Annotated in this window: 15 protein-coding genes; 9 read left to right on the top strand and 6 right to left on the bottom strand. The window is 59.4% G+C overall.

Annotated features, from left to right (window positions below; all coding sequences use genetic code 11):
- Positions 1–30: 30 nt before the first annotated feature.
- The gene (locus tag AC1MEM_RS02610) at positions 31–1,905 is read right to left on the bottom strand and encodes an AI-2E family transporter (RefSeq protein ID WP_499475129.1); all 1,875 of its coding nucleotides are present in this window, start codon (positions 1,903–1,905) and stop codon (positions 31–33) included.
- Between the two features lie 244 nt (positions 1,906–2,149).
- Between AC1MEM_RS02610 and AC1MEM_RS02605 the strand changes: the two genes are divergently transcribed.
- On the top strand, positions 2,150–3,778 hold the full coding sequence (locus tag AC1MEM_RS02605) for an ATP-binding domain-containing protein (protein WP_499475128.1): 1,629 nt from the start codon (positions 2,150–2,152) through the stop codon (positions 3,776–3,778).
- Positions 3,779–3,946: 168 nt separating this feature from the next.
- Positions 3,947–5,071 carry an acyltransferase family protein gene (locus AC1MEM_RS02600; protein WP_499475126.1) on the top strand — a complete coding sequence of 375 codons (1,125 nt, stop codon included), beginning with the start codon at positions 3,947–3,949 and terminating at the stop codon, positions 5,069–5,071.
- Positions 5,072–5,135: 64 nt separating this feature from the next.
- On the opposite strand, the gene AC1MEM_RS02595 is transcribed toward AC1MEM_RS02600, so the two are convergent.
- On the bottom strand, positions 5,136–5,576 hold the full coding sequence (locus AC1MEM_RS02595; protein WP_499475125.1) for a very short patch repair endonuclease: 441 nt from the start codon (positions 5,574–5,576) through the stop codon (positions 5,136–5,138).
- A 48-nt stretch (positions 5,577–5,624) separates the two neighbouring features.
- On the opposite strand from AC1MEM_RS02595, the gene AC1MEM_RS02590 reads away from it, so the two are divergent.
- From AC1MEM_RS02590 to AC1MEM_RS02560, 7 genes are all read left to right on the top strand, one after another.
- Positions 5,625–7,277 (top strand): DNA cytosine methyltransferase, encoded by a 1,653-nt coding sequence (locus tag AC1MEM_RS02590; protein ID WP_499475124.1) that lies wholly within the window; start codon positions 5,625–5,627, stop codon positions 7,275–7,277.
- A 195-nt stretch (positions 7,278–7,472) separates the two neighbouring features.
- The gene (locus tag AC1MEM_RS02585) at positions 7,473–9,587 is read left to right on the top strand and encodes a sigma-70 family RNA polymerase sigma factor (RefSeq protein ID WP_499475123.1); all 2,115 of its coding nucleotides are present in this window, start codon (positions 7,473–7,475) and stop codon (positions 9,585–9,587) included.
- Between the two features lie 8 nt (positions 9,588–9,595).
- Positions 9,596–11,110 (top strand): MZA anti-phage system associated ATPase MzaB, encoded by a 1,515-nt coding sequence (gene mzaB / locus AC1MEM_RS02580; RefSeq protein ID WP_499475121.1) that lies wholly within the window; start codon positions 9,596–9,598, stop codon positions 11,108–11,110.
- On the top strand, positions 11,107–13,959 hold the full coding sequence (locus AC1MEM_RS02575) for a Z1 domain-containing protein (RefSeq protein WP_499475120.1): 2,853 nt from the start codon (positions 11,107–11,109) through the stop codon (positions 13,957–13,959). The genes mzaB and AC1MEM_RS02575 overlap by 4 nt, the downstream gene beginning before the upstream one ends.
- On the top strand, positions 13,943–14,950 hold the full coding sequence (gene mzaD / locus AC1MEM_RS02570; protein ID WP_499475119.1) for an MZA anti-phage system associated PD-(D/E)XK motif protein MzaD: 1,008 nt from the start codon (positions 13,943–13,945) through the stop codon (positions 14,948–14,950). The genes AC1MEM_RS02575 and mzaD overlap by 17 nt, the downstream gene beginning before the upstream one ends.
- Positions 14,951–14,952: 2 nt before the next feature.
- Entirely contained in the window at positions 14,953–16,764 is a 1,812-nt protein-coding gene (mzaE, locus tag AC1MEM_RS02565) for an MZA anti-phage system associated AIPR family protein MzaE (protein WP_499475118.1), read from the top strand.
- A 30-nt stretch (positions 16,765–16,794) separates the two neighbouring features.
- The gene (locus AC1MEM_RS02560; RefSeq protein WP_499475117.1) at positions 16,795–19,455 is read left to right on the top strand and encodes an AIPR family protein; all 2,661 of its coding nucleotides are present in this window, start codon (positions 16,795–16,797) and stop codon (positions 19,453–19,455) included.
- 379 nt (positions 19,456–19,834) lie between these two features.
- On the opposite strand, the gene AC1MEM_RS02555 is transcribed toward AC1MEM_RS02560, so the two are convergent.
- From AC1MEM_RS02555 to dnaN, 4 genes are all read right to left on the bottom strand, one after another.
- Complete coding sequence (locus AC1MEM_RS02555; RefSeq protein ID WP_499475116.1) at positions 19,835–20,965, bottom strand: DUF262 domain-containing protein; 1,131 nt, start codon at positions 20,963–20,965, stop codon at positions 19,835–19,837.
- Positions 20,966–21,577 (bottom strand): hypothetical protein, encoded by a 612-nt coding sequence (locus AC1MEM_RS02550; protein WP_499475115.1) that lies wholly within the window; start codon positions 21,575–21,577, stop codon positions 20,966–20,968.
- 269 nt (positions 21,578–21,846) lie between these two features.
- Entirely contained in the window at positions 21,847–24,348 is a 2,502-nt protein-coding gene (gyrB, locus tag AC1MEM_RS02545; protein WP_499475114.1) for a DNA topoisomerase (ATP-hydrolyzing) subunit B, read from the bottom strand.
- 89 nt (positions 24,349–24,437) lie between these two features.
- Positions 24,438–25,544, bottom strand: coding sequence for a DNA polymerase III subunit beta (gene dnaN, locus AC1MEM_RS02540; protein WP_499475113.1), 1,107 nt, complete (start codon positions 25,542–25,544; stop codon positions 24,438–24,440).
- Between the last annotated feature and the right edge of the window lie 80 nt (positions 25,545–25,624).

Raw genomic sequence — 25,624 nt, 5'->3', positions numbered from 1 at the left:
GCTGGGTAATTGCCTGCTGACTGTTGCGCTTCAGACTTGCGCGGCGCGCTCCGGGACCACGAAGGCCAGGCTCTCCTCGAACGAGCGCAGCACCATGTCGACATGCTCCTGCACCACCGTCTGGTTGGCCGCCGTCTCGCCGAAGGGCAGGCGGATCGTCACCAATAATGCGTTCGGCAATCCTGCCCGTAGCTCGTCGGCTACGCGCTGCCACTGTTCCAGCATCGATTCGACCGGGTAGGTGATGAACACGGTCGAAATCAGGTCGGCCTTGTCCGGACCGGGCGTGTCCTGGTCGGCGCCGACCACCACGCTGCGCGCGTCGACGTCGAGTTCGCGCAGGGTACGCACCAGCAGCTCCGTCAGCACGTCGTCGCGCTCGGTGCCCAGGCCCGCGCACAGCACGATGGAGTGCGAAGGCACGTCGAGCGAACCCTGCCAGCGGCCCAGGCGCGCTTCGCGCATCTTGCGCAAATGGGCGCCGACGTTCGCGTCGAGCAGCGAAACGCGGCCCTTGCGGCGGCGGTTGCGGCCGATTTGGTTCGATACCGGCGTCAGCATCGCGGCGACATCGGCGATCGTGGTGCGCATGTGCGCCGCCTGGACGGTTTCGAGCTGCCCGGTGCGCTGTTCCGCGGCGACCATGGCGATTCCCGGCAGCAGGATCTGGTCGCAATAGCGCGCGAAGCTGTGGCGGCCGAGGTAGCTGCGCGCGTCGGAAATGATACTGTGTGTCTCACCCGCCAGCACGCGCTGGTAGAAGCGCTGGGCCCCGTTCACGTTCGGCACGTCGCCCAGCAGGATCGTTACCGGTTCCAGCGCGCGCACGTGGCGCCCGGCCACCACCAGGCACAGGGTCAGCGGCGTGGACAGCAGCAGCCCGACCGGACCCCACATCGCGCCCCAGAACAGCGCCGAGACGATCACGGCCAGCGGCGACAGGCCCGAGCTGTGCCCGTACACCTTCGGTTCGACCACGTTCGCCACCATCAGCTCGAGCGCGACGAACAGTGCAAGACAGGACAGCGCCATCGTCCAGCCCGGATCGATGGCGGCCACGAACACGGTGATCAGCACGCCCGCCACCATCATGCCGAGGTAGGGCACGAAGCGCAGCAGGCCCGACAGCGCGCCCCACAGCGCAGCGTGCGGCACGCCGAAGGCCCACAGCAGGCCGCCGATCAGCGTGCCGAAGGTGAGGTTGACGACGAACTGCGACAGGAAGAAGCGGGAAACGCCGCGCGTCGCATCGGACAGGGCGCGCACCGTGCGGCTGATCTCGGCCTGGCCGGCCAGGCGGATGACGCGGTCGCGCAGGGATTCGTGTTCGAGCAGGATGAACACCAGCAGCACCAGCACCAGGCCCGCTTCGCCGATCGGCCCCCAGGTCATGGAAAACAGGCGCGCCAGGGTGTCGCGGGTGGTGGCGCGCGGGGCGCGGATTTCGACCGGCAGCGGCTGATTCGCGCCCGTGGTCAGCGTGCCGCGCCGCACGGTGACCGGCGGCAGCGGCGGCATCGGCGACTGCGGCGTCACCGCACTCAGTTCGGCTTCCAGGCGCGCGAACGGGCGTTCCGTCAGTTCACGCACGCGTTCGATTTTGGAGCGGATCGCGGCCCGGTATTCCGGCAGGTCGCGCGTGACGGCCACCAGTTGGAACGCGAGGATGGTGCCGATGCCGATCACGCAGGTTCCCGCCAGCAGCACCGACACCAGCGTCGCCGGCAGGCGCGGCAGGCCGATGCGGCGCAGGGAGCGGATCAGCGGCGCCAGCACCAGGCTGAGGACCGTCGCCAGCGCCAGCGGTTCGAGCACGTCGCGTCCGAAATACAGCAGGCCCAGGAAGCAGGCGACGGTGACGACCGAATTGGCGGTGAGGTTATTGAAGAGGCTTGATTCGCGCATCGGGGGCAGTGCTGGGCGTGGACGATCGTTAATGGACGCCGGCGCAGGACATCGCCGGCGCCAGCAGTCTAGCACCAATGCCAACCCGGCTGTTCGCCAGGGCGCGGGGCCTGTTTTCAGGGCTGCCCACCACGCCCGCCGCGCTGTCGGGCGGCTCGCGCGCGCCTCGCCGTTCAATAGTGTGTTTGCTTCCCATGAACAGCCTTACAATCTTGTCATCTTCATCATCTGCGAAGCGTCGATCATGGCCCAAATCCATCCTGCCGGCTGGCGCGAGATGTCCGTCACCGGCACTGCTTCCCGCGAGATCGAAACGCTGGCCCTGCTCGAGCAGCGGCTCTCCGACACGCCCTACAGCATCTACCACGGCGTGCACTGGACCAACGTTGAACGGGGGTTTTCCGTCTACGGCGACGTCGACTTCATCATCGTCGCCCCCAACGGGCGCATGCTGCTGATCGAGCAGGTCGCCGGCTTCCTCAACGAGACCCCCGACGGCCTGCTGAAGAACTTCCAGGGCAAGCCGAGAAAGATACGCGCCCACATCCTGCACACGATCGAAGGCCTGACGCGCCGCTACCAGGGCGAACTGTCGATCGACTACCTGCTGTACGCCCCCGACTACACGGTGCGCGACCCGAACCTGGCCGGCATCGACCCGCGCCACATCATCGACGCGACGAGCAAGGGACGCCTCGCAAAAGTCATCCGCGAGGCGCTGCCCATCACCGACAAGACCGACGAATTCGACAAGGTCACGCGCTTCCTCGGCGACACCCTGAGCCTGCGGCCCGACCCCAGCTCGATGATCGGCTCGGCCACGCAGATGGTGACGCGCCTCTCCGGCGGCCTGGCCACCTGGGCGCGCCGCCTCGAATTCGAACCCTTCCGCCTGCGCGTGGTCGGCACCGCCGGCAGCGGCAAGACGCAATTGGCGCTGGCCGAATACCAGGCCGCGATCGACGCCGGGCTGCGCCCTTTATATGTCTGCTTCAACCGTCCGCTGGCCGACCACATCGAGAAACTCGTGCCGCCGGGCGGGCGCGTCTCCACTTTCCACATGCTGTGCGACGCCTGGATGCGCGCCCAGGACGTGACGCCCGATTATTCCTCGCCCGACGTCTGGAACGACATCGAAAAGGCGCTGGCCGATGTCGCGCTGCCGGAAACCTGGCAGTACGACGTGCTGATCGTCGACGAAGGCCAGGATTTTTCCACCGGCTGGCGCGACATCGTGCTCGCCATGGTCAAGCCGGGCGGGCGCGCCATCTGGCTCGAGGACCCGGACCAGAATTTATATGGCAAGCAGATGGTGGCGCTGCCGGGCTGGGTGAAACTCCATTCCGACACCAACTACCGCAGCCCGCGCCAGATCGTGCAGATGCTCAAATCGATGGGCGCCGCGCGCGAGCCGGTGGAGGCGGGCAGTCCGTTCAAAGGCGCGGACATCGAGGAGCTGACGTATCCGGAAGGCGATACGGAGGCGATGCTGGCCCAGACCCGGCGTGCGGTGACCTCCTGTCTTGCGGCCGGGTTTGGGCGGCACGATATCGCGATCTGTTCCTTCCGCGGGCGGGAGAAATCAGCGATCCTCAACCTGGATAAACTGAGCGACGCGCATACCTTGAAATCGTTCACGGGGTCGTATGACCTGTTCGGTAATCCCGTGTTTCGCGAGGGCGGGTTGCTGGCGGAATCGGTGTATCGCTTCAAGGGCCAGTCGGCGCCGGCGCTGATTTTTACGGAGATCGATTTCGAGGATATGACCGATCTCGTGCTCCGTAAACTGTTTGTGGGGATGACGCGGGCGAGACTGAAACTGGTGCTGGTGATGAGTGATCGGGCGGCTTTGCAGCTGCTGGACCGGATGTAACTACCATCGATCCTGAAACATTTGCTCACCTAACGCGTGGTAACCCTTCTGCAAGCTCGGCTATGATGGCGCCCCGGCCGGCACGATCGACAGCAATGCGCTGCGCTCGCGCCGGAAAGCGTTGTTGAAGATATTGTCGGGATGTGGATGGCAGCAGGGAATCGCGTAGTGGCCCCAGCAGCGGGCGCGCAGCACACACAATTCGGTCTCATCAATCTGTTGAAGGCAGGCGCCGCGCAGCTGATCGTGCTGCATCACCTGGCGTTCTACGGCCCGATGGCCGACCACGCCCGGCCGCTGGCGCCGGATTTGTTCGACTGGCTCGCCGGTGACGCCCGCATCGCCGTCCAGATCTTCCTCGTTATCGGTGGTTTTCTTGCTGCCAAATCGCTGGCACCGCAGGGTCTCGCCAGGTCCGGCAATCCACTTTCCGCAATGTGGCGGCGCTATACCAAACTGGCTCCTCCCTTTGTCATCGCGACTTTGCTCGCGGCCGGTGCGTCCGCCATCGCGTCCGCCTGGATGACGCACGACTCGATCTCCAGCGCGCCGAGCGTGACGCAACTGGCGGCGCACGTGCTGCTGCTGCACAGCATGCTCGGTTACGAATCGCTGTCTGCCGGGGCCTGGTATGTCGCCATCGATTTCCAGCTGTACGCGGGGGCGGCGCTGCTGTTGTGGCTATGCGGGCGCCTGTCTGGCGGTCTGGACCGGCCGTGGCTGGTGCCGGTCGTGATGACGGTGGTCGTCGTGTCCTCGCTGTTCTACTTCAACCTCGATGCCGACTGGGATGTGTGGGCGCCGTATTTCTTTGGCAGCTATGGGCTGGGCATGCTGGCCTGGTGGGCGGGCGATCCGGCGCGCAAGCCGTGGGCGGTGGTGCTGCTGTTTTTAATGATGGCGGTGCCGACGCTGGCGGCGTTGACGCTGGATTTCAGGAGCCGGATTGCGGTGGCGCTCAGTGTGGCGTGTGTGCTGATGTTGCTGGGGCGGGTGAGGGTTCAGTCAGGGGCGGGATGGGCGGTGGCGAATTGGCTGGGAAAGAACTCGTATTCGATTTTCTTGGTGCACTTTCCGGTGTGTCTGGTGGTGAATGCGGCGTTCACGCGGTTTGTGCCGGCGGATACGGAGTGGCAGGCGGTTGGGATTGTGGTTGCGTGGGTGGCGAGCTTGGCTGGCGGTGCAGCATTCTTCCGTTGGGCAGAAGCTCCGCTTGGGCGCATAGCTGGCGTGCGCAGCAGTTCCGCAGCGGTGCTTTCGTTCGATGCACAGCAGCTGACGACGGGTCGATAATAGTTAGCGTCGCAATGCTGGGTTAATGCAAGCACTGCCTCATGGTTGCCCCCTCATTCGGGCATCAAGAAACAAAAGCGTCATTAAAGATGCCAAGGGCAGTAATCTCGTCGCACAGTCGTTCGAGCCTTTCCTGTGCAGTTCGGCGAAGTTCGCACTCCCAGACCACAATCACTCGCCAACCTGCCGCTTCGAGTGCTGCCTGCTTTCGGGTGTCTCTTTCTACGTTCACACTAAATTTTTGATTCCAGTGCTCGACGTTCGATGCCGGTGTTGTTGTATATCGGCAACCGGGATGCCGATGCCAGAAACAGCCGTGGACAAAAATAGCGACCTTGTATTTAGGCAAAACCAAGTCCGGAGACCCGGGAAGGTCACGGGTGTGGAGCCTGTAGCGGAAGCCCTTCGCATGGAGGTATTTTCGCACCGTCATCTCGGGTTTCGTGTCTTTCGACCGAATTCCGGCCATCATTCTCGACCGCGTGGCTACATCGACTACATCCATTTTTCCTGGTATCCTACGCCCCCACGCAAGCTCTCACGTTAGGCAAAGTTGCTCATCGAACCGCAATCCATTTTTACGGGTGATATTCCCATCGTCGATCTCTTTGCCGGACCCGGAGGTCTTGGCGAGGGATTCTCGTCGGTGAAAGATGATCCTTTCAGGATAATTGTATCGGCAGAAATGACTTCCTCTGCGCGCAGTACGCTTCGCCTGCGGGCTTTCTATCGTCTGCTCAAGCGCCGAGATGAAAATGCGCTCGACTCCTACTACCGATTCTGCAATGGGCAGTCGGAGCTTCCCTACGACGATACAAACCACGACGCATGGGTAGAGTCGGGAGAGGAAGCGCGACAGCTCGAGCTGGGCAAGGCGGCTGACAACGAAGAGCTGGACAGGCGGATTTCGGACCATGATTTAGGGCCGAACACGCCTTGGGTGCTGATCGGCGGCCCGCCATGCCAGGCATATTCACTAGTTGGACGCGCTCGCAACCGAGGGAAGGTCGAGTACCGCGCTGAAGACGATCATCGTCATTTCCTCTACAAGGAATATTTGAGGATCATCCAGAAGTACCGTCCTGCGGTATTTGTGATGGAAAACGTGAAGGGCATCCTTACTGCGACTGTAGGTGGGAAAAAGATTTTCGAGACAATTCTTCAGGATCTTTCGGACCCGGACAAGGCAATGGACATGCCGTCCTCCGGGAGCGGATATCGCATTCACTCGCTGACCTGTGCCACCAGCTTTTCGGCCAAGGACTCGCCGCGCAAAATAGACGTGCACGATTTCGTGATCAAGGCTGAGCAACACGGGATTCCCCAAGCGCGGCACCGTGTCATTCTCATCGGCGTGCGCGACGATATTGGCCTCGGCACTCCTGGCCAGATCGAAAGAGCGCCCGAGGTTACGGTCGAGCAGGTCATTGGCGCGTTGCCTCGGCTGCGTAGCCGGCTCAGCAAGGAGCCGGACTCGAGCGAGAGCTGGGCCGATGTCGTATCGAATCACTTCGGCGAAATGGCTCGAGAGGTCGGAGCGAAGCAATCTCAAGCCGAGCTGCGCGAAGCGCTTGAGGACGCCTCAAGAGCGATTGCGCGTGGACTTGGTACCGGTAGTAATCAGTTGCGCAAGCTGGGAACGGACGACGACAATGCAGCACTACTTGATGGCTGGTATCACGACCCTCGGCTCCAAGTATGGCTGAACCATGACGCGCGCGGACACATGCGAACGGACCTGCGCCGCTATGCGTACGCGGCTGCGTTCGCATCTGCATTCGGATGGTCGCCAAAGGGGCACGGCGAGTTTTCCCTGCAAGGACTGCGGCCAAACCATGAGAATTGGGAGACCGGAAAATTCTCGGATCGATTCCGGGTCCAGTTGCGAAAGCGTCCGGCCACGACCGTGACCAGTCACATCTCCAAAGATGGCCATTACTTCATCCATTATGACCCAAGGCAATGCCGGAGTTTAACGGTGCGGGAGGCGGCGAGATTGCAGACCTTCCCCGACAACTACTTTTTCCAGGGAAACCGGACTGAGCAGTTCCATCAGGTCGGAAATGCCGTACCTCCTCTCCTTGCCAAAAAAATTGGAGACATCGTCTTTGCCTTGCTGCGGGGCGGCGATGCAGGGACGTCGGCGCCTGCGCAACAGGATTTGTGGGTACAGGACGCTCCAGAGAATGCCCGCCTGTGCACCTAGCTCGAACCCAGAGGAAAATAATTTACGCTCGAAAATCGCTTCGGTGACTATTCGTTAGTTTTGGCTCCAGGAAAATGAGTAATAATGGGAAGAAATATTCCTGACTCATCTTGAAGCGCATCATTGAATGTCCAGTTACGACCGTCCGGTGATCGTTCTCCGTTTCTTTCTCCTGTCGGTGAAATCGGAACGGCAATGATGCAGCCAGCAAAGAAGCTCAGTCCTCTGTTTCGGCTTGCATTGAAGTCCGGAGCCGTTGAAGCTATCGCGCTGCACATCATTCGTGGGGAATCGCCCAACGGACGCGATGCTGCGGGTCTGACTCCGCTCATGATCGCGGCGATTCACAACCAACTGGCATCCTGTGCAAAACTCATCAGCCTTGGCGCTGATGCGTCGCTGCTGAGCGCGGGCGGCAGGACGGCAGTGGAGCTGGCGCTTGAGCACGGCCACCTTACCCTTGCTGCGGTTCTCGCGCCAGCAGCGTCGTCTGACGCTCGCGCGCCCGATGCTGTCGGCATTCGTGATCCTCTCCTCTTCCAAGGCTTTCCGGACGAGTCTGCGCCTGTTAATACAGTTCAGCCGAAGACAGGCGACGGCAGTGCTGAGGAGGTGCTCGTGGCGTCTGTCGACGCCATCTTGGTAGAGAGCGTGGATGCCGAGGAGGTCGAATGCGTCGAAGACCTGAACGGATGGGCTGCTGACGAGACCGTCAGTGCGCCTGCTCATGACGCAAGCTGCGTGGCAGCGGCAAGAGAAGCTCAGCGGCGGATTTCCGAGCATCGCAGGGTCAGTGACGAAACCGACTGGTCGACTATCGAATTCGATCTTCCGGAAGCTCGTGTAGCGCAGACCTCTCTTCAGCTGGAGGATCTGGCCGCAATCGAATACCTCATCGCGGGCGGGCTGCGCGATGGCTATGTTTTAGCTGACGATCTTCAACATGCACTCGAGGCAGACTGCGCCCCGGAACTCGAACGTGCGCAGGAAGTCGTGGAACGTATTCTCGACGATCTCGGCGTCCTGATCGAATGCGACGGCCTGCCACTTCCAAGAGTGGATCCGGATGCTGGTGATGTCGAGCTTGCGGACGCGCTGGACATGCTGGGCGAGGATCTCACCCAGCTTCGCGAACCTGTTCACTTTTATCTCACCGAAGCTCGCCGATACGACCTCATCAAGCGGGAAGATGAGGAAAGGCTGGGGCGGCAGATGGACAGTGCGCTTGGGGCGTTAACCCGCGTCCTCGCTTCGTTGCCCGAGCGCGATTGGCTCGTCTTCTCTCCACGGAAGATTGAAAGCGGGACCCCCGAGGAACTGGAGGAGGGCGATGAAGGGCCGGAGGATGTCGAGCCAGTCGAACCTGATGAAGCACCGGACAGCGGTGATGGAGTGCAGGGCGACTTTCGTTCATATGTGCAGTCCGTCCGCAACGACGCACCGGAAAACGGCCGTGATGCGGCAGTGCCGCGGCCGACTGCGACCGACTTGGAGGGGATGCTCGAGAGCGCAGGTCGTCTTGAGCGAACCGCTGCCGATGTCCTGACATCGTCCATTGCCGCGTACGAGACCGCACGTGACCGCCTTGTGACTGCCAATCTTCGTCTCGCAATTTCGCTCGCCCACAAATATCGCTACAGCGGGTTGCCGCTTGAGGATCTGATTCAGGAAGCGAACATCGGTCTCATGCGCGCGGCCGAGCGCTTCGACTTCCGGCGTGGTTTCAAATTTTCGACGTATGCGACGTGGTGGATACGTCAGGGCATTAGCAGAAGCGTGCAGGATACCTCGCGCATCATCCGAGTACCTGTTCACCAAGGCGACAAAATTAATATTGTGAATCGTGCGCGGCGCGAGCTGGAATACGGGCGTGCAGCGGAGGTTCGCGCCGCGGAGATTGCGAACCACCTCTCCTTGTCGTTGCGGGAGGTGCAGCGGATCATTCGTTCCGACATCGGAGTCGTGTCGTTCGACGATTGCGGGCCCGGCCTCGAGCCATACACGCCAGATCCCTCAAGCATCATTGATCCGATCTCCGACCCCTCGCAGACGTCTTGCGACCGCAGCCTGACGGCCGCGATCGCGCGCATGTTTGCCGAACTCGACGAGCGGGGGCGTGAGGTAGTCATCGCGCGCTTCGGCTTCGATGGAGCCGGCGGCAAGAGCCTCGAAGAAGTCGGACAGAAGTTCGGTGTTACCCGTGAGCGAATCCGGCAGATTGAAGCCAAGGTCCTGTCAAAGTTCCGGCACACATCCCGTATAGAGGTGCTCGCGCCCTATGCACCCATCTTCCGTCAAACGACTGACTGAAAAGAACAATGAAAAAGAACGGATTCCGCCACGCGCCACCGCGCGCGGTCGCCATGATCGAAGCGCTGCGCGGACTGGGTTACAGCACCGCCACGGCGCTTGCCGACATCATCGACAACAGCATCGCTGCCGGAGCAAAAAATGTCGAGCTGACATTCGAATGGAATGGCAAGGAAAGTCGTATCCGTATAGAGGATGACGGCGGGGGCATGAGCGCCGTTGAGCTGGACTGTGCAATGCGCCTCGGGGAAAAGAACCCGCTGGACCGCCGGGACAAAAATGACCTCGGCAGATTTGGTCTTGGCTTGAAGACTGCCTCTTTCTCGCAGTGCCGACGTTTGACCGTCGCATCGGTCGGGCTGGACGGATTGCAATGCCTTCGCTGGGATCTCGATGTCCTGGCCGCCAGCGAAGGCGATGGCTGGCATTTGCTGGAAGGGCCGCACGACAGTGCTGGCGAGTTGGTCGAACAGTTCGATAACCGTTCGCATGGCACCCTGGTGTTGTGGGAGGTCCTTGATCGCGTCGTCACGGACAGCTACGGCGAGCAGGATTTTCTCGACATGATCGACCGGGTCGAGCGGCATCTGGCGATGGTGTTCCACCGTTATCTCGAGGGCGCGCGCCCTCGTCTCCGGCTGCGCATTGCTGGCAAGGCGATCAGCCCTTGGGATCCGTTTCTGTCTGGTCATCCGGCCAAGCCATGGCATTCACCGCCGGCGTCGTTTCCCGGAATGCCCGGAGTGGAAGTGGAGTGTCACGTCCTCCCGCACAAGGATCGGCTCACCTCAAAGGAGCACGAGTCAGCGCAGGGGCCGGACGGCTGGACGGCACAGCAGGGCTTCTACGTCTACCGCAACCAGCGCCTGCTGGTGGCAGGGAGCTGGCTCGGGCTGGGCCAGGGACGTGGGTGGACCAAGGATGAGGCACACCGACTTGCCCGCATTCGTCTCGATATACCTAACTCGGCCGATGAAGCGTGGAAAATCGACATCCGGAAATCGACTGCCAGGCCGCCGGTGGAGGTCCGCGCTTGGCTCGCAAGGCTTGCCGACGAGACGCGCAGCAGGGCACGCAAGGCCTTCGCACTGCGTGGCCAGGCTCCTCGAAACCGAAACGGCGAAGAGGTCAGCCAGGTATGGCGTTCGCAGAAGTTTTCGGGCGGAATGCGCTACCGCATCGACACCGACCATCCCGCCGTGCGCGCCGTGCTTGACGACGCGCGCGCGCTGGCCCCCCAGGTGCTGGCAATGCTGCGTGTGATCGAGGAGACCGTACCGGTTCAGCGGATCTGGCTCGATACGGCCGAAAACCGGGAGACTCCGCGCACGAGCTTTTCCGGCGAACCGCCTGCAGCAGTCACCGAGGTGTTGATGGTCATGTACCGAAACATGGTTTTGCTCAAGGGCATGTCGCCGGCCATGGCCCGCAGTCGTCTTCTGCTATCCGAGCCATTTCAGAATTACCCTGAACTGGTGGGCTCGCTGCCCGACCAGCCTCCCGAACTGGAAAAGAAACCATGACGTCACAAGTCGAAGCCAACAAGGCGAGCGTTATCAAGATCGTGCAAGAGCTGCTGTTCAATGAACCCGACAAGAGCGCCATCACGCCCGCACTGATCGCGGAAAAGATCGCGCTGGTGCTGATGATGAACCAGCGCTGGGGTGAAGGCCTCGATCGCGACGCGGTGTCGGACGAGCTGATCCGCCGGTTCAGCGTGTGGCGTAGCCAGGACAGTTGGCTCGAGAATAACGAAGGACATGTGCCGTGGCTGACGCCCGAGCGCAAAAATGACTGGCGTTACTGGCAGCGATACCGGGAGTTTCAGGAGGCCCGCATGGCATGGGAGGCCGTTGACGGTCTCGACAAGTCGTCCGACCGCATTCTGGGCATGCTGGAAGACCCCCAGCGCAAGGGACCTTGGGACCGCCGCGGCCTCGTGGTCGGCCACGTTCAGTCCGGCAAGACCGGCAATTACACTGGCCTTATCTGCAAGGCGGCCGATGCCGGCTACAAGATCATCATCGTCCTCGCCGGCATGCACAACAACCTGCGTACGCAGACGCAGATGCGCCTCGACGAGGGCTTCCTTGGATTCGAGACCAACCCATCTGCCGAAGGCATGCGTCTCATCGGCGTTGGCACCATTGACCAAGATCCTTCAATCCGGCCGAACTACGCGACCAACCGAACGGAAAAGGGCGACTTCATTGCCAGCAATGTCAAGAATCTCGGGGTAACGCCGGAAGCACTCCCGTGGCTGTTTGTCGTGAAGAAGAACAAGACCGTGCTGGCCAGACTGCTGCGCTGGATTCAGACGCATGTTGCCGACGCGGTGGAACCAGAGACCGGCCGCAAGGTCGTCACGCACCTGCCTCTCATGATCATCGACGACGAAGCCGATCACGCCTCCGTCGATACCGGGGCGCAGGTCTTCGATGCCGACGGCAAGGCGGACGAGGATCACCAACCCACGGCGATCAATGGCCTTATCCGGCGGATCCTGCATGCGTTCCATCGCAAGGCCTATGTCGGATATACGGCCACGCCGTTTGCCAACATTTTCATTCACGAGCGTGGGACGACAGCTGAGGCCGGGCCAGACCTTTTCCCAGCTGCGTTCATTCACAATCTTGGTTCGCCTTCCAACTATATTGGCCCGGCGCGTGTTTTCGGTCTCTACAATGGTGATGAGCGTCAGGGCAGCCTGCCGCTTGTGCGCACCGTCGACGATCACTGCAGCAAGGATGGGCGTTCTGGCTGGATGCCGGTTGGACACAAGAATACCCACGTTCCGTCGGATGCCGATGAAAGCGCTCTGCCAGCCTCCCTGCGCGAAGCCATTGACGCGTTCATCCTGTCCTGTGCCGCGCGCCACGTCCGCGGACAGAAAGCACAGCACAGTTCGATGCTGGTTCACGTTACCCGCTTCAATGCAGTTCAGCTCGAAGTCCACGCACGCGTCGAACAATACGTGCGCTCCATCGATCAGCGCCTGTCGCGACGGATAGGACATCAGCCGGTTCTGGACAGGCTGGCCGGTCTGTGGGCGACTGATTTCGAGCCTACTACGGCAGAGATGGCGGAAAAGGTGCCCGACGCAGGTCCCTTCACTTTCAGCACTTGGGGAGAAATCGCTGAGGTTCTGCCGCTCGTGGTCAGCGAGATCAGCGTGCGGGTAATCAATGGCACAGCTGGCGACGTGCTGGACTACACTGAAACCGCTGATGGGCTGAAGGTAATCGCAATTGGAGGCGACAAGCTGGCGCGGGGACTGACGCTGGAAGGACTGTGCACGAGCTACTTCTTGCGTGCTTCGCGGATGTACGACACGCTCATGCAGATGGGGCGTTGGTTCGGCTACCGCCCGGGCTATCTTGATCTTTGCCGACTCTATACCACTTCGGACTTGGTCGAATGGTTCGAGCACATTGCCGACGCATCCGAGGAGCTGCGCGACGAGTTCGACATGATGGTGGAAAGCGGCGGCACCCCGCGCGACTATGGCCTGAAGGTTGTGTCCCACCCCGTGCTGATGGTCACCTCGCGCCTGAAGATGCGCTCCGCGAAGAGCCTGTTCCTGTCGTTCAGCGGACACGTCATAGAAACCGTGGCACTGCATCGGCGGAAACAGCAAATCGACTCCAACTTCACGGCATTCAAGGAACTGGTCGCCATCATGGGCCAAGGCACGAAAAATCCGGTACAGAAGCGCCCCGGGCCGGACGACCGCTGGAACGGTGTGCTGTGGGAGAAGGTGCCGCATGATTACGTCATCGATTTCCTCGGTGCATACAGCACGCATCCGGAGGCGATGAAGGCGAATAGCCTTCTGCTGCGCGAATTTATCGTGTCGATGGTAAAGGCAAATGAACTGACCGAGTGGACGGTGGCGGTGATCGGTGGCGGCCAGTCCGACAATCCGATCGACGTTGCCGGCGTGTCGGTACAGCGCGCGAAGCGCGCAGTGAAATCACATACTGAGGACCGTCAGTCGATCGGTCGCCTCCTTTCACCCAAGGACGAGGGCATCGACCTCGGTATCGAGGCTTGGATGGCCGCGCTGGCCGAAACGAGAAGCATCTGGAAGGAAGACCCTGCCAGCCTGAAGAATCAGAGCGAGCCAGAGGTCCCGAGCGGACCAATTCTTCGCCGAGTTAGGGGGCATGGTGCTCCGGGCGTGCAGGCTCATCCGGAGCGAGGCGTGCTGCTCGTCTACCTCCTTGATCCAGAGATTAAGGATGTTGCGCCACTGACACTAACGCCTGTCGTCGCTTTTGGCATCAGCTTCCCTGGAAGCCGTTCCGGTACAAAGGTCGAATACAAGGTCAATAACGTCCTTTGGGAACAGGAATATGGCGCCGCTGATTAACGAGGAAGTACTAGCTGCCTGGCGGGCTCTCGCCAGCGACTCGCATGGCGAGGGTGGTTGGCGCTCCATTCCGATTTCGGGACTGGCAGGGGGCCGTCTCCACGCAGCTCGGCGGTTCCCGGAAAACTGTGAAGCTATCATTATCGGGTTCTCATCAGTCGCGCTGCCTGCACCGTCGATGCTGCCGGCCGCAGCTGGCTTTCGCGTGGAACGCGCTTCGGTAGGACTGCCCGGCGAATGGCTTGCGCTGGTTCGTCAGGAGGAGGGCGGCATCGAACTGTTCTCGAGAATGGTGACCGATGTCGTGGCAGCAATCGCGGCAAACGCAGAGTCGTCGCATCAGCGAAAAATGCAGATTTTCCTTGGCCGCATTCGGGCATGGCAGCAATTCATGAGCAGGAGCTCGGGAGCATTAAGCGCTGAAGCCGAACTGGGATTGAGCGGCGAGCTTGTATGTCTTGAGCGCCTTATCGCCGCTGGCCTGGATCTGCATGCGGCAGTCGAAGGCTGGCGTGGGCCGCATGATGGCCTCCAGGATTTCGAGGTCGGGTCGGGTGCAATCGAGGTCAAGAGCACGCTGGCTCACGACGGCTTCCCGGTCACCATCATGTCCTTGGCGCAGCTGGATGATTCAGTTCGGCAGCCGCTGTTCCTTTTCGGCTGCCGCTTCGCCGCAGGGGCAGACGGTCTGTCGCTTGCCGCCAGGGTGGCGGCGCTGCGCAGTGTGCTCGACAGCGACCCTGCCGCTGCGGCCCTGTTCGAGAACGCATTGTTGCATGCCGGGTTCGTGGACGCGCATGCAGAACATTACACCCGCTGTCTGACGGTGTCGGAAGGGCGATTCCTGCGTGTCGGCGAGACCTTTCCACGCCTCGTCGCCGCGAACGTGCCCGCTGCCATCCGCCACGCCCGCTATGAAATCGATCTGGACGCGGCCGATGTTCCCGCAGCCACGATCGAACATGTCCTCAATATGACCGGAGCCATCTGAGTATGGAACTCATCGATTTTTTGCACCAGACGCAGCATGACGTAAGGCAGGAAATGGCGGCACGCGCTGCCGAACCTGGAGGAGAAACACCGTTTGCCGAGCTGGTTTTCACTGAGGTGGTCACGCGACACATGTCCGATATCGGCATGACCTTCGAACCCGAGATCTGCCACTATTCTGCTCGAGTAGGGGAAGGAATATTGAAGCTCAGCGGCTACGCGCTGTCAGAGGACGTCGACCAGCTCGACCTGTACGTCAGTCTGTACGAGGGATGCGACGAACTGGTGGGAATTCCGGATTCCGAGACTACCCGCGCGGCGGAACAGTGCTCACGCTTCCTCAACCAGTGCGTGTCGGGCACGCTGTCCACAAAAATGGACGAATCGCACGATGCTTTTGCACTGGTTCAGACGATCGAGAAGGCGTACGCGGACCTCGACCAGATCCGCATCTACGTTCTCACCGACCGCAAGGCGAAAACTCGCAATTTCCAGGCACGCCAGATCCAGGGCAAGACGGTCAAGCTCGAGGTGATGGACATCGAACGCTTGTTCAATCACTGGCAAGGCGGAAAGCCGCGGGACGAACTGGTAGTGAATTTCAGCGATGTCTGCGGAGGATCCCTTCCGTGTGTCTGGGTGTCGGACAGCGAAGCGGAATATGACTACGCGATGACCGTGTTCCCCGGCGAGGCATTGCGCTTCCTCTATGAGAAATACGGCCCGCGCATCCTTGAGGCGAATGTGCGTTCATTCCTCAGTCAGACCAACATGGTCAACAGGGGAATCCGTGACACGCTGCGGGATCAGCCGGAGCGGTTCATGGCGTACAACAACGGCGTCGTCATCGTCGCGGACGAAGCACACTTGGAGCGCGCTGCTGACGGCAGTCCGGGCATTGCGTGGCTCAAGGGGATGCAGGTCGTCAACGGCGGACAGACCATGGCCTCGATCTTTTTCACCAAGAAGAAGTTCGCCGGAGTCGATCTTCGCAAGGTGCGTGTTCCTGCAAAGATCATCGTGCTGCGACGGTCGGACGAACTTTCCGAGGATGCGCTGATCGCCGACATCTCCCGCTATGCGAACTCGCAGAGCGCCGTGAAGGGTTCGGATCACTACGCGAACAAGCCATTCCATGTCCAGATGGAGAAGCTGGCCCTGACAACCTACTGCCCGGACGGTGTCGGGCGCTGGTACTACGAGCGCGCAGCGGGCAGCTACAAGGTGATGCTCGATCGAGAGGCGAAATCGTCAGCCGATCTCCGACGTCTGCAGGACTCGATGCCGACGAGCCGCAAGCTGACCAAGACCGATTTCGCCAAGTACCTTTGCGCCTGGATGCAGCTGCCTGATCTAGTCAGTCTGGGGGGACAGAAGGCATTCCCGATCTTCATGAGAAAGGTGATGCAGGCCGACGACGAGACGCCGATTCTTCCGGACGCTGCCGAGTACAAGCACATGATCGCGAAAGTGATCATCTTCAAGGCGGCGACACGCCTGCTGAAGAGCCGTTTCCCGGCGTTCAAGGCGAACGTGACTGCTTATACCGTCGCGGTCGTTTCGCTGATGCTTGGAGACCGGATCAATCTCGACGCCATCTGGCAAAAGCAGGGCATTTCGACTGAACTCGGGAATCAGATCGTCGCGTGGTCGGACGAGGTGAACGACAAACTACACCGCACAGCGAACGGGCGAATGCTGTCGGAATGGGCCAAGAAGAAGGAATGCTGGGAGATCCTGTCGGCGCATCCATGGTCGCCACCGGATCAGAGCATCCCTGAAGTGACAGCGACATGCGCACGTCCCGTCCTCTGATCACACTACAACGCAGTTCCAGGAGCAAGAATGATATTGAAGGATTTTCTCTCGGCCGTGCACAACGAGGTGCGCGACAGAATGGCGGCCGACGCCGCATCGACGGGGGGAGCGCCCCAGTTCGCCGAACTCGCGTTCACCACCGTATTCGCTCGCCACATGGCGGAACGAGGCATCACTTACGATCCGCAGTCATGCCGCTACTTCGCTTCTGTCGACCAACAGGATCTCCGGCTCAGCGGATATGCTCTTTCCGATGAGCTAGACAGACTGGACGCCTTCGTCAGCGTGTACAGCGGCGATGAAGAGCCCCGGTCCATCAGCGAGCAGGACGCACTCGATGGTGCCACGCAGTGCGGCCGTTTTCTCGAGATGTCGGCCCGCGGCACGCTGGGCGCGCACGTCGACGCGTCGCACGATGCATTTCTACTGATTTCCACCATTGCCAGTGCGTGGCCCGGCATGTCGCAAGTGCGCATCCACGTGCTGACCGACATGTGTGCAGGCACGATGTTCCTGCCGTCGCTCGAAATCGCGGGAAAGACCGTGGCCGTCGAGGTTGTGGATATCGAGCGTGTCTTCGATCAGCAACAAGGCGTCGAGCTGCAATCACGTTTTCGTGCCCTGTCCGCGTTTCGCGAAGAATGGATGGCATCGATACAGGCCGACGTGCTGGCCAGTGGAGAAAGTGAAATTGCCATGTTCGCCGACGATGCGGCGGCACGCCTGACCGACGCCGAGGAGTTCGCAGACTTCCAGCGTTGTCAGTTTGACGGAACCGCTGCAGGACGCGGTCCGATGCGTGTCGACGGCCACGCGTTCGACGATATGGATGGAACGCTGGCGCTGATGGTTTCCGATTTTTCCGGCGCTGTCGATATCGAGCATCTTGGAATCGATGACGCGTGCGTCTGTTTCGACGCACTGGAGAGATTCCTTGATGCATCGCTGGACGGAGATCTGTCGAGGGACGGCAGGCTGGCAGGAACCCCGGTCGCCGGGCTCGCTGCGGAGATCGTTCGCATGAAGCCCGGCATCCTGCGCATTCGGATGTATCTGGTCACCGACCGGCTGGCGGATACCAGCGGCGAACTTCCGGGAAAGGATGCGCTTTCGGGCATTACGTTGGAGCGGCATGTGTGGGATGCGGCGCGCTTCCATAGGGCTTCGGAATCCGTCAGCGGACGTGACGATCTGGAAGTGGACTTCTGCGCCGACGGTGGCAGCGGAATTCCTGCGTTGCATGCCGGCTCTGCCGATGGCGACTACGAGGGATACCTCTGCACCATTGCGGGGCCAGTCCTTGCTGAAATTTATGAGCGCCATGGAAGCCGCCTGCTTGAAGGGAACGTCCGATCCTTCCTTAGCACGAAGGGAAAGATTAACTCGGCCATCCAAGTCACCATTGCCGAGAAACCGGAGATGTTCTTCGCGTATAACAACGGCATCGCGGCGACTGCCGAGGCCGTCGAATTCGATCCTGCCACCTCGCGGATCGTCAGTGCGATCAATCTGCAGATCGTCAATGGTGGTCAGACCACGGCGTCGCTGGCGGCAGCATGGCGCGCCCGGCACGACCTGTCAAAAGTCTGCGTGCAGATGAAGCTGTCCGTGCTCTCCCCGGCACGCGCGGGCGAACTCATACCGCTGATCGCGCGATTCGCCAATAGCCAGAACAAGGTCAACGAATCGGACTTTTTCGCGAACCACCCTTACCACCACCGGCTGGAACAGTTGTCCGAACGCGTCATCGCACCAGCAGTCGATGGAGCAGAGCAGACGCGATGGTATTACGAACGGTCGCGCGGACAGTACGTCAACGAGCAAAAGAACCTCGACAGCGGCGGCAAAAAACGCTTCCTCGCGGTGAACCCGAAATCGCAGCTGCTGACGAAGCTCGATGTCGCCAGGTACGAGAATACCTGGAAGGGACTGCCGCACAAGGTCAGCTGCGGCGCACAGAAGAACTTCGTTTTCTTCGCGAGCTGGCTAGCGAAACGCTGGACCGAGAACGACAGCGCGTTCGATGAACTCTATTTCAGGAATCTGGTTGCGATGTCGATCCTGTTCCGTCATACCGAACGCCTCGTCGGGGACCAGTCCTGGTATCAAGGCGCATACCGCGCCAATATCGTCACCTACGCTCTCGCTGTGCTCCAGTTCACGGTGCTCAAGAGCGGGAAGGGGCGTCAACTTGATCTTGACGTGATATGGAATACGCAACGTGTTCCCGAAGCGCTCAGTGACCAGATTGCGGCTACCGCAAAGGCTGTGCTCGGGGTCCTCACCGATCCGGGACGTCCACGTGCAAACGTCACGGAATGGGCCAAGCAGGAAGCCTGCTGGGAGCGTGCACGCGATGCCGCCGTGCCGCTGAGCCAGCAGGTCTTCGATGATCTGGTCGACCCGATCGCGCGAAAGTACACTGAAGGCAGCGGAGTACAGCAGGTGGGTTATGGAGTCTTTGCGCGGACGGCTGTTCTTGGCATCCGGCCGACGCAGTGGGAGGAATTGCGGGAGTGGGGCAGCGCAAACGCCATGCTCGACGTGCGCGAGACGGAACTGCTGCGGTCTGCTACCCGGATTCCCAAGTTCGTTCCGTCAGTGAAGGAATGCGAGCGGATCTGGTCGATTCGCTCGAAGCTGATCAAAGAGGGGTTTGAGGAGCCCGGCGAGCGTCACAGAGCCTGATTCCTTTGGTCCCGTGCCCCTTGCCGAGTCTTCGCATGTCTAAGGGAATCACTACGTTACTATGTGCATAAGCGGTGTTCTGGCAAGAAGCGGGTCTACAGTTATGACGCCCGCTCTTTTCGGAGATCGTTGAGTATAGGACTCGTTGTCCCTAGGTGTCCTCGACAGGTTCAGTCAAGTCCAAGGTCAACTGCGAGTGCGCTCTACATCCATACCAGAACAAACTGACACTCGTCTTCGCAAGCGACTTCGTGTCTGCCCATCCATGCAGTTACCGCCGTCGGATCGTCAGCCAAGTGACCTGTTGGCCGATACTCTGAATTTCCACGCGCAGACTGAGCTCGCAGATAGGGCCACCTTCTATTGTCTGCGGCTCGTTTTAGTCTGCCAATTTGGCTTTTCTAATCATCGACTCGAGAAATTTTCCGCGGAACTCTCTAGCTGTTTTTTGATTGACGGCCTCGCGCGCGTAGCTGAAGTACCTTTGCTCCATCGGGGATAGTTCGACTTTTTCAGGAGCATTGAGACCAAGTTCTGCAACACTTGCCCGCCAATCTAGTTGCGTCAATGCTTCACCTAACTTGATCGCATCGATCAGCGAGAGGTCAATTTTGTCCAGCTCGACAATCAGGGAGAACAGATTGGCTTTTTTGTACCATCTAGATGTTCGTTTGATTGGCAACGTACGCATAAAACGGACGACTGCTAGCAATCTATCTTTCACGTCTGGGCCTTGATCGAAACTATCGTTGTTTCCCTCAATGTACAATTTAAGTTTCTCGTACCTTGCGAAGTATTCCTGGCTTTCCAGTGTTGCCACTAGAGTCATGATGTACTGGAGAGCGTACATCCGGGATATATCGGTTTCCGAAAATACTCCATCTTCTTCTTCTTCGCTGCCGTGAAAAAATTCCACGAACTCTTTTCTTTCGTGTTCTGGAATTACGTACAGAACATTTTCCAAGTCAAAATCCGGCTCGATTAGCTGCTTCGCAAAGCAAACGAATTCGCTGTCTCCCCACTGCGCATGAAGTCGCTCAGTCGTGTTTAAGGAATAGTCAGTCTTATTTATCCTTTGGAAAATTTCCCTAACCTGCTCTGGACTAACATCCTTCAAGTATCTTACCGACACTTCGTAATTCAGGAACCGTTTACGTGCTTCACTGCCAAGTTCGGAAAACTTTGGTATCGCACGACAAGGGAGCGCGAACACATCCGTCGCCTCGATATAATCTTGGATTGTAGTTAACCGTTGTTGGCCATCAACGATTTCGTCGATAAGTATTAGTTCTTGTTGATCAAGTATTCCCGGTGCTAAATAGATTTCTGGAAATGGGTAATTGTGCAGTATTGTGTCGATGAAGTTTTCTTTGTGAGTGCGTTTCCAAACCAATTTTCGTTGGTAGTCTTTATTTACTTTCAGTTGCTTGTTTCTCAGCTTGTTATAGATCTCGATTATTTTCTGGTTGTTTGCGGGTATGCTGAACTCTAAACCTTTTTCGTCGTTCATTTATATTTCCAGTTCATTAATCAAAGACCTGAGTCGCTCCAAATTGCGCATTTGGTAATGTTTTAGGTAAAACCAATCTGCATAAAATCCGATCGATATTTTTCGGCCGTCAAGTTTTTTTCGCCAAGTTTCTGCAGTTTCTTTCCACGTGGCTGTCGAATAATATATGGTGGGCAGTAAATCAGGCCTCAGCCATCCCTTTGCTAAATACGCCGCATACTGTCCAAACAGGTCACGGCCACTGCGATAAAAGTCATTGCTATTCCAATTCGTTTTCGTCCATTCCTTGTCGAAATGGCGCGATAGGAAAAAGATTTCTTTTGCAATTTTTTCGAAGCAGACATTGTTAATTATGGCGATATCGATATCGGATTTTTTCCTTGGATTTTTTGATAGCTTAAATTCATGGTCGAACTCGCGGAAGCTCTGAGTCTTCACTGAAAATCCGAGTTTTGAAGAGCCCACAATTACAATATCGTTTATGTTAATGCAGAGGGCTCGGGCCAAGTCGTCGCGAAGCCCATACTCCCAGTCACATTTATTGAGAACTTGATTAAACAAGAAGCTACGTCCGTCTATTATATGCTTTTGAAAAACCTGTTCAATTGGCATGCTTGAGGCGAGATCAGTGCGCAGTAGATGGCTTAGACTCATTGTGAAAAGGCGTGCCCGACATTAGATTAGAGTGTTTTAATTTATCACATATAGTGGAAGATGGAAAAAATCATCTAGCGCAGACTCTTAAATCCAGCTTCGACCAGCCTTGAGTACGACGTCAAATCAGCTTTTGGTGGTGTATCTGAGTCCCGATGAGAACCGAACGTCGCAGGCCAAAAAAAAGCCAACCTCGACGGTTGGCTTTTTTTCGCAGCATTCCCGAATCAAACGTCGATATTCCCCGCCTGCAACGCATTCGACTCAATAAAGTTCCTGCGCGGCTCCACCTCATCGCCCATCAGCGTCGTGAAGATCTGGTCCGCCGCAATCGCGTCCTCAATCTGCACGCGCAGCAGACGACGCACGGTCGGATCCATCGTGGTTTCCCACAACTGCTCCGGATTCATCTCGCCCAAGCCCTTGTAACGCTGCTTCGACACGCCGCGTTCGGCTTCTTCGCGCAGCCAGATCATCGCTTCGTGGAATTCGCGCACGGCGAATTCCTTCATCTTCTCGCCTTCGCCACGGCGCATGATGGCGCCTTCGCCCATCAGGCCCTGGAAGGTCGCTGCGGCGTTGGCCAGCACGGCGTAGTCGTTGCTGAGCACGAAGTCGGCATCGATGGACGTCACATAGACGTTACCGTGGCGCATGCGCTCGATGCGCAGGGAATGCTTTTCGCTGATCTCGTCCGAGCGCACGACCACGCGTACGGCCGGGTCGTTGATCGCCGCTTCCATTGCCTTGGCCGACACCTCGGCAGCTTCCAGCGTCGCCATGTCCAGCGTCACGCCGCTCATGATGGCGGTCAGCGCCGCGCGGTCGATCACGCGCGTCAGGCGCATCATGATGGCGTTGGCCAGGTTGTACTGGCGCACCAGTTCGGCCAGCGCTTCACCGGTGATCGGCTCGGCGCCTTCGCGCGGGAGCAGGGAGGCGCCGTTCAGCGCCACCATCATCATGTAGCTCGCTTCTTCGACGTCGTCCTTCAGGTAGCGCTCGTCACGGCCGGCCTTGACCTTGTACAGCGGCGGCTGGGCAATGTAGATATGGCCGCGCTCGACCAGCTGCGGCATCTGGCGGTAGAACAGCGTCAGCAGCAGGGTGCGGATGTGGGCGCCGTCGACGTCCGCATCGGTCATGATGATGATGCGGTGGTAGCGCAGCTTGTCGACGTTGAATTCGTCCGGGCCGATCGAAGTGCCGAGCGTGGCGATCAGGGTCGTGATCTGCTCCGACGACAGCATCTTTTCGAAACGCGCTTTTTCCACGTTCAGCACCTTGCCGCGCAGTGGCAAAATTGCCTGGAACTTGCGGTCGCGGCCCTGCTTGGCGGAGCCGCCTGCCGAGTCACCCTCGACGATATACAGTTCGGCCAGCGCCGGGTCGCGTTCCTGGCAGTCGGCCAGCTTCGAGGACAGGCCGAGGCCGTCCATCACGCCCTTGCGGCGGGTCAGGTCGCGCGCTTTACGGGCCGCTTCGCGGGCACGGGCGGCTTCGACGATCTTGCCGCAGATGATCTTGGCGTCGTTCGGCTTTTCGTTCAGGAAGTCGGTCAGCGTCTTGGCGACGATTTCCTCGACCGGGCCGCGTACTTCCGACGAGACCAGCTTGTCTTTGGTCTGCGACGAGAATTTTGGCTCAGGCACTTTCACCGACAGCACGCAGGTCAGGCCTTCGCGCATGTCGTCGCCCGAGATTTCCACTTTCGCTTTTTTGGCGAAATCGTGCTCGTCGATGTATTTGTTGATCACGCGCGTCATCGCCGCACGCAGGCCGGTCAGGTGGGTGCCGCCGTCGCGCTGGGGGATGTTGTTGGTGAAGCAGAGCACTTGCTCGTTGTAGGCGTCGTTCCACTGCATCGACACGTCCACCGAGATGTTGGTGTTTTGGTCGGACATGCGGTCGCCAGTGGCCTGGAACACCGTCGGGTGCAGGACCGTTTTGGCTTTGTTGATGTATTCGACGAAGCCGCGGGTGCCGCCTTCGAAGGCGAAGATTTCTTCCTTGCCGGTGCGCTGGTCGGAAAGGCGGATGTTGACGCCGTTATTCAGGAACGACAGTTCGCGAATACGCTTGGAGAGGATCTCGTAATGGAATTCGACGTGCGTGAAGATTTCTTCGTCGGCCCAGAAGTGCACCTCGGTGCCGCGCTTTTCGGTTTCGCCGATCACCTTCATCGGGGAGACTTCCACGCCGTCGACGATCTCGATTTCGCGGTTCAGCGGAACGCCGCGGACGAATTCCATCTGGTGGATCTTGCCTTTTTGGCGCACGGTCACGCGCAGCAGCTTCGAGAGCGCGTTCACGCAAGACACGCCGACGCCGTGCAGGCCGCCCGACACCTTATAGGAGTTCTGGTTGAACTTGCCGCCGGCGTGGAGTTCGGTCAGGGCGATCTCGGTCGCCGAGCGCTTTGGCTCGTGCTTGTCGTCCATCTTGACGCCGGTCGGAATGCCGCGGCCGTTGTCGGCGATCGAGATCGAATTGTCGGCGTGGATCGTGACGTGGATTTCAGTGCAGTAGCCGGCCAGCGATTCGTCGATCGAGTTGTCCAGCACTTCGAAGACGAGGTGGTGCAGGCCGGTGCCGTCCGAGGTATCGCCAATGTACATGCCCGGCCGCTTGCGGACCGCTTCCAGGCCTTCCAGAATTTGAATCGAGGCGGCGCCGTAATCGTCCGACTGCATCGGCGACTGGGGCATTTGATTGGTGTTATCGGACATGGACTGCTTTCTCAAAAAACTGTGTATTCAGACTGCTGATACCGATCGCGCCGGCTGGGTCAGCCCGCGCGATCAAGACGACGCATCGCTTAGATACGCATCGGCATGACGACGTATTTAAAGTCGCCATTGTCGGGAATCGAGATCAGGGCCGACGAGTTCGAGTCGCCCAGGGCGATGTTCACCTGGTCGCACTTGAGGTTGTTCAGCACGTCGAGCAAATACGTCACGTTGAAACCGATGTCGATCTGGTCGCCGCCGTAGTCGATCTCGAGTTCTTCGACCGCTTCTTCCTGGTCGGCATTCGTCGAGCTGATCTTCATGCTGCCCGGGGTGATGATGCAGCGCACGCCCTTGAACTTATCGCTGGTCATGATCGCGGCGCGCTGGAGCGAGCGCAGCAGTTCGTCGCGGCTGATCGTGAAGTCGTTCTTGTAACCCTTCGGGATCACGCGGGTGTAGTCGGGGAATTTACCCTCGACCAGCTTCGACACCAGTTCGATGTCGGCGAAGGTCAGTTTCACCTGCGAGCCGGCGATGTCGAGCTGGACGGTTTCGTCGCTTTCTTCCAGCAGGCGCTGCAGTTCGATGATGGTCTTGCGCGGGATGATGACTTCCTGGCGCGCGAATTCCTGCTCGGCTTCGACCTGGCAGAAGGCGAGGCGGTGGCCGTCGGTGGCGACTGCGATCACCTTGTTACCGTCCAGCACCAGCAGCAGGCCGTTCAGGTAGTAGCGGATGTCCTGCTGGGCCATCGCGAAGTGCACCATGTTGAACAGGTGCTTCAGCGTCTTTTGCGGCAGGGTGACGGTGGCATTGTAGGTGTCCGCGACCGAGACGGTCGGGAATTCCTCGGCGGCCAGCGTTTGCAGCGCGAAGCGCGACTTGCCGCTCTGCACAGTCAGGCGCTTGTTGGCCAGCGTCATCGTGACGTCGCCCGATTCCGGCAGGGCGCGCAGGATGTCGAGCAGTTTACGGGCGGCGACCGTGGTGCCGGTGATGTCGTCGCCGGAGCCGATGTTGGCCAGCGTCGTGATCTGCACTTCGGTGTCGGTCGACAGGAAGGAGACGCTCTCGCCGTCCTTGCGGATGAGGATATTGGCCAGAATCGGCATGGTGTGCCGACGCTCGACAATACCGCTCACGATCTGCAGTGGCCGGAGAAGCGTGTCTCGGGTGGTTTTGACCAATTGCATATTTGTCCTCAGAAGGGTTATTTACTGAAATTATTACTACTGCACCATTTTGCCAATTGCCGGGGGCAAATACTACCCCC

This window comes from Telluria sp. AIW5 (genome assembly GCF_056680575.1).
The sequence above is the reverse complement of the archived record's forward strand: the minus strand, read 5'-3'. Positions and strand labels throughout refer to the sequence as shown.

Bases quoted from the DNA above. Each gene is read 5' to 3' on its own strand.
- AC1MEM_RS02610 (WP_499475129.1), bottom strand. From the start codon at position 1,905: ATGCGCGAATCAAGCCTCTTCAATAACCTCACCGCCAATTCGGTCGTC.
- AC1MEM_RS02605 (WP_499475128.1), top strand. From the start codon at position 2,150: ATGGCCCAAATCCATCCTGCCGGCTGGCGCGAGATGTCCGTCACCGGC.
- AC1MEM_RS02595 (WP_499475125.1), bottom strand. From the start codon at position 5,576: ATGGATGTAGTCGATGTAGCCACGCGGTCGAGAATGATGGCCGGAATT.
- AC1MEM_RS02585 (WP_499475123.1), top strand. From the start codon at position 7,473: ATGATGCAGCCAGCAAAGAAGCTCAGTCCTCTGTTTCGGCTTGCATTG.
- mzaB (WP_499475121.1), top strand. From the start codon at position 9,596: ATGAAAAAGAACGGATTCCGCCACGCGCCACCGCGCGCGGTCGCCATG.
- AC1MEM_RS02575 (WP_499475120.1), top strand. From the start codon at position 11,107: ATGACGTCACAAGTCGAAGCCAACAAGGCGAGCGTTATCAAGATCGTG.
- mzaD (WP_499475119.1), top strand. From the start codon at position 13,943: ATGGCGCCGCTGATTAACGAGGAAGTACTAGCTGCCTGGCGGGCTCTC.
- mzaE (WP_499475118.1), top strand. From the start codon at position 14,953: ATGGAACTCATCGATTTTTTGCACCAGACGCAGCATGACGTAAGGCAG.
- AC1MEM_RS02560 (WP_499475117.1), top strand. From the start codon at position 16,795: ATGATATTGAAGGATTTTCTCTCGGCCGTGCACAACGAGGTGCGCGAC.
- AC1MEM_RS02555 (WP_499475116.1), bottom strand. From the start codon at position 20,965: ATGAACGACGAAAAAGGTTTAGAGTTCAGCATACCCGCAAACAACCAG.
- AC1MEM_RS02550 (WP_499475115.1), bottom strand. From the start codon at position 21,577: ATGCCAATTGAACAGGTTTTTCAAAAGCATATAATAGACGGACGTAGC.
- gyrB (WP_499475114.1), bottom strand. From the start codon at position 24,348: ATGTCCGATAACACCAATCAAATGCCCCAGTCGCCGATGCAGTCGGAC.
- dnaN (WP_499475113.1), bottom strand. From the start codon at position 25,544: ATGCAATTGGTCAAAACCACCCGAGACACGCTTCTCCGGCCACTGCAG.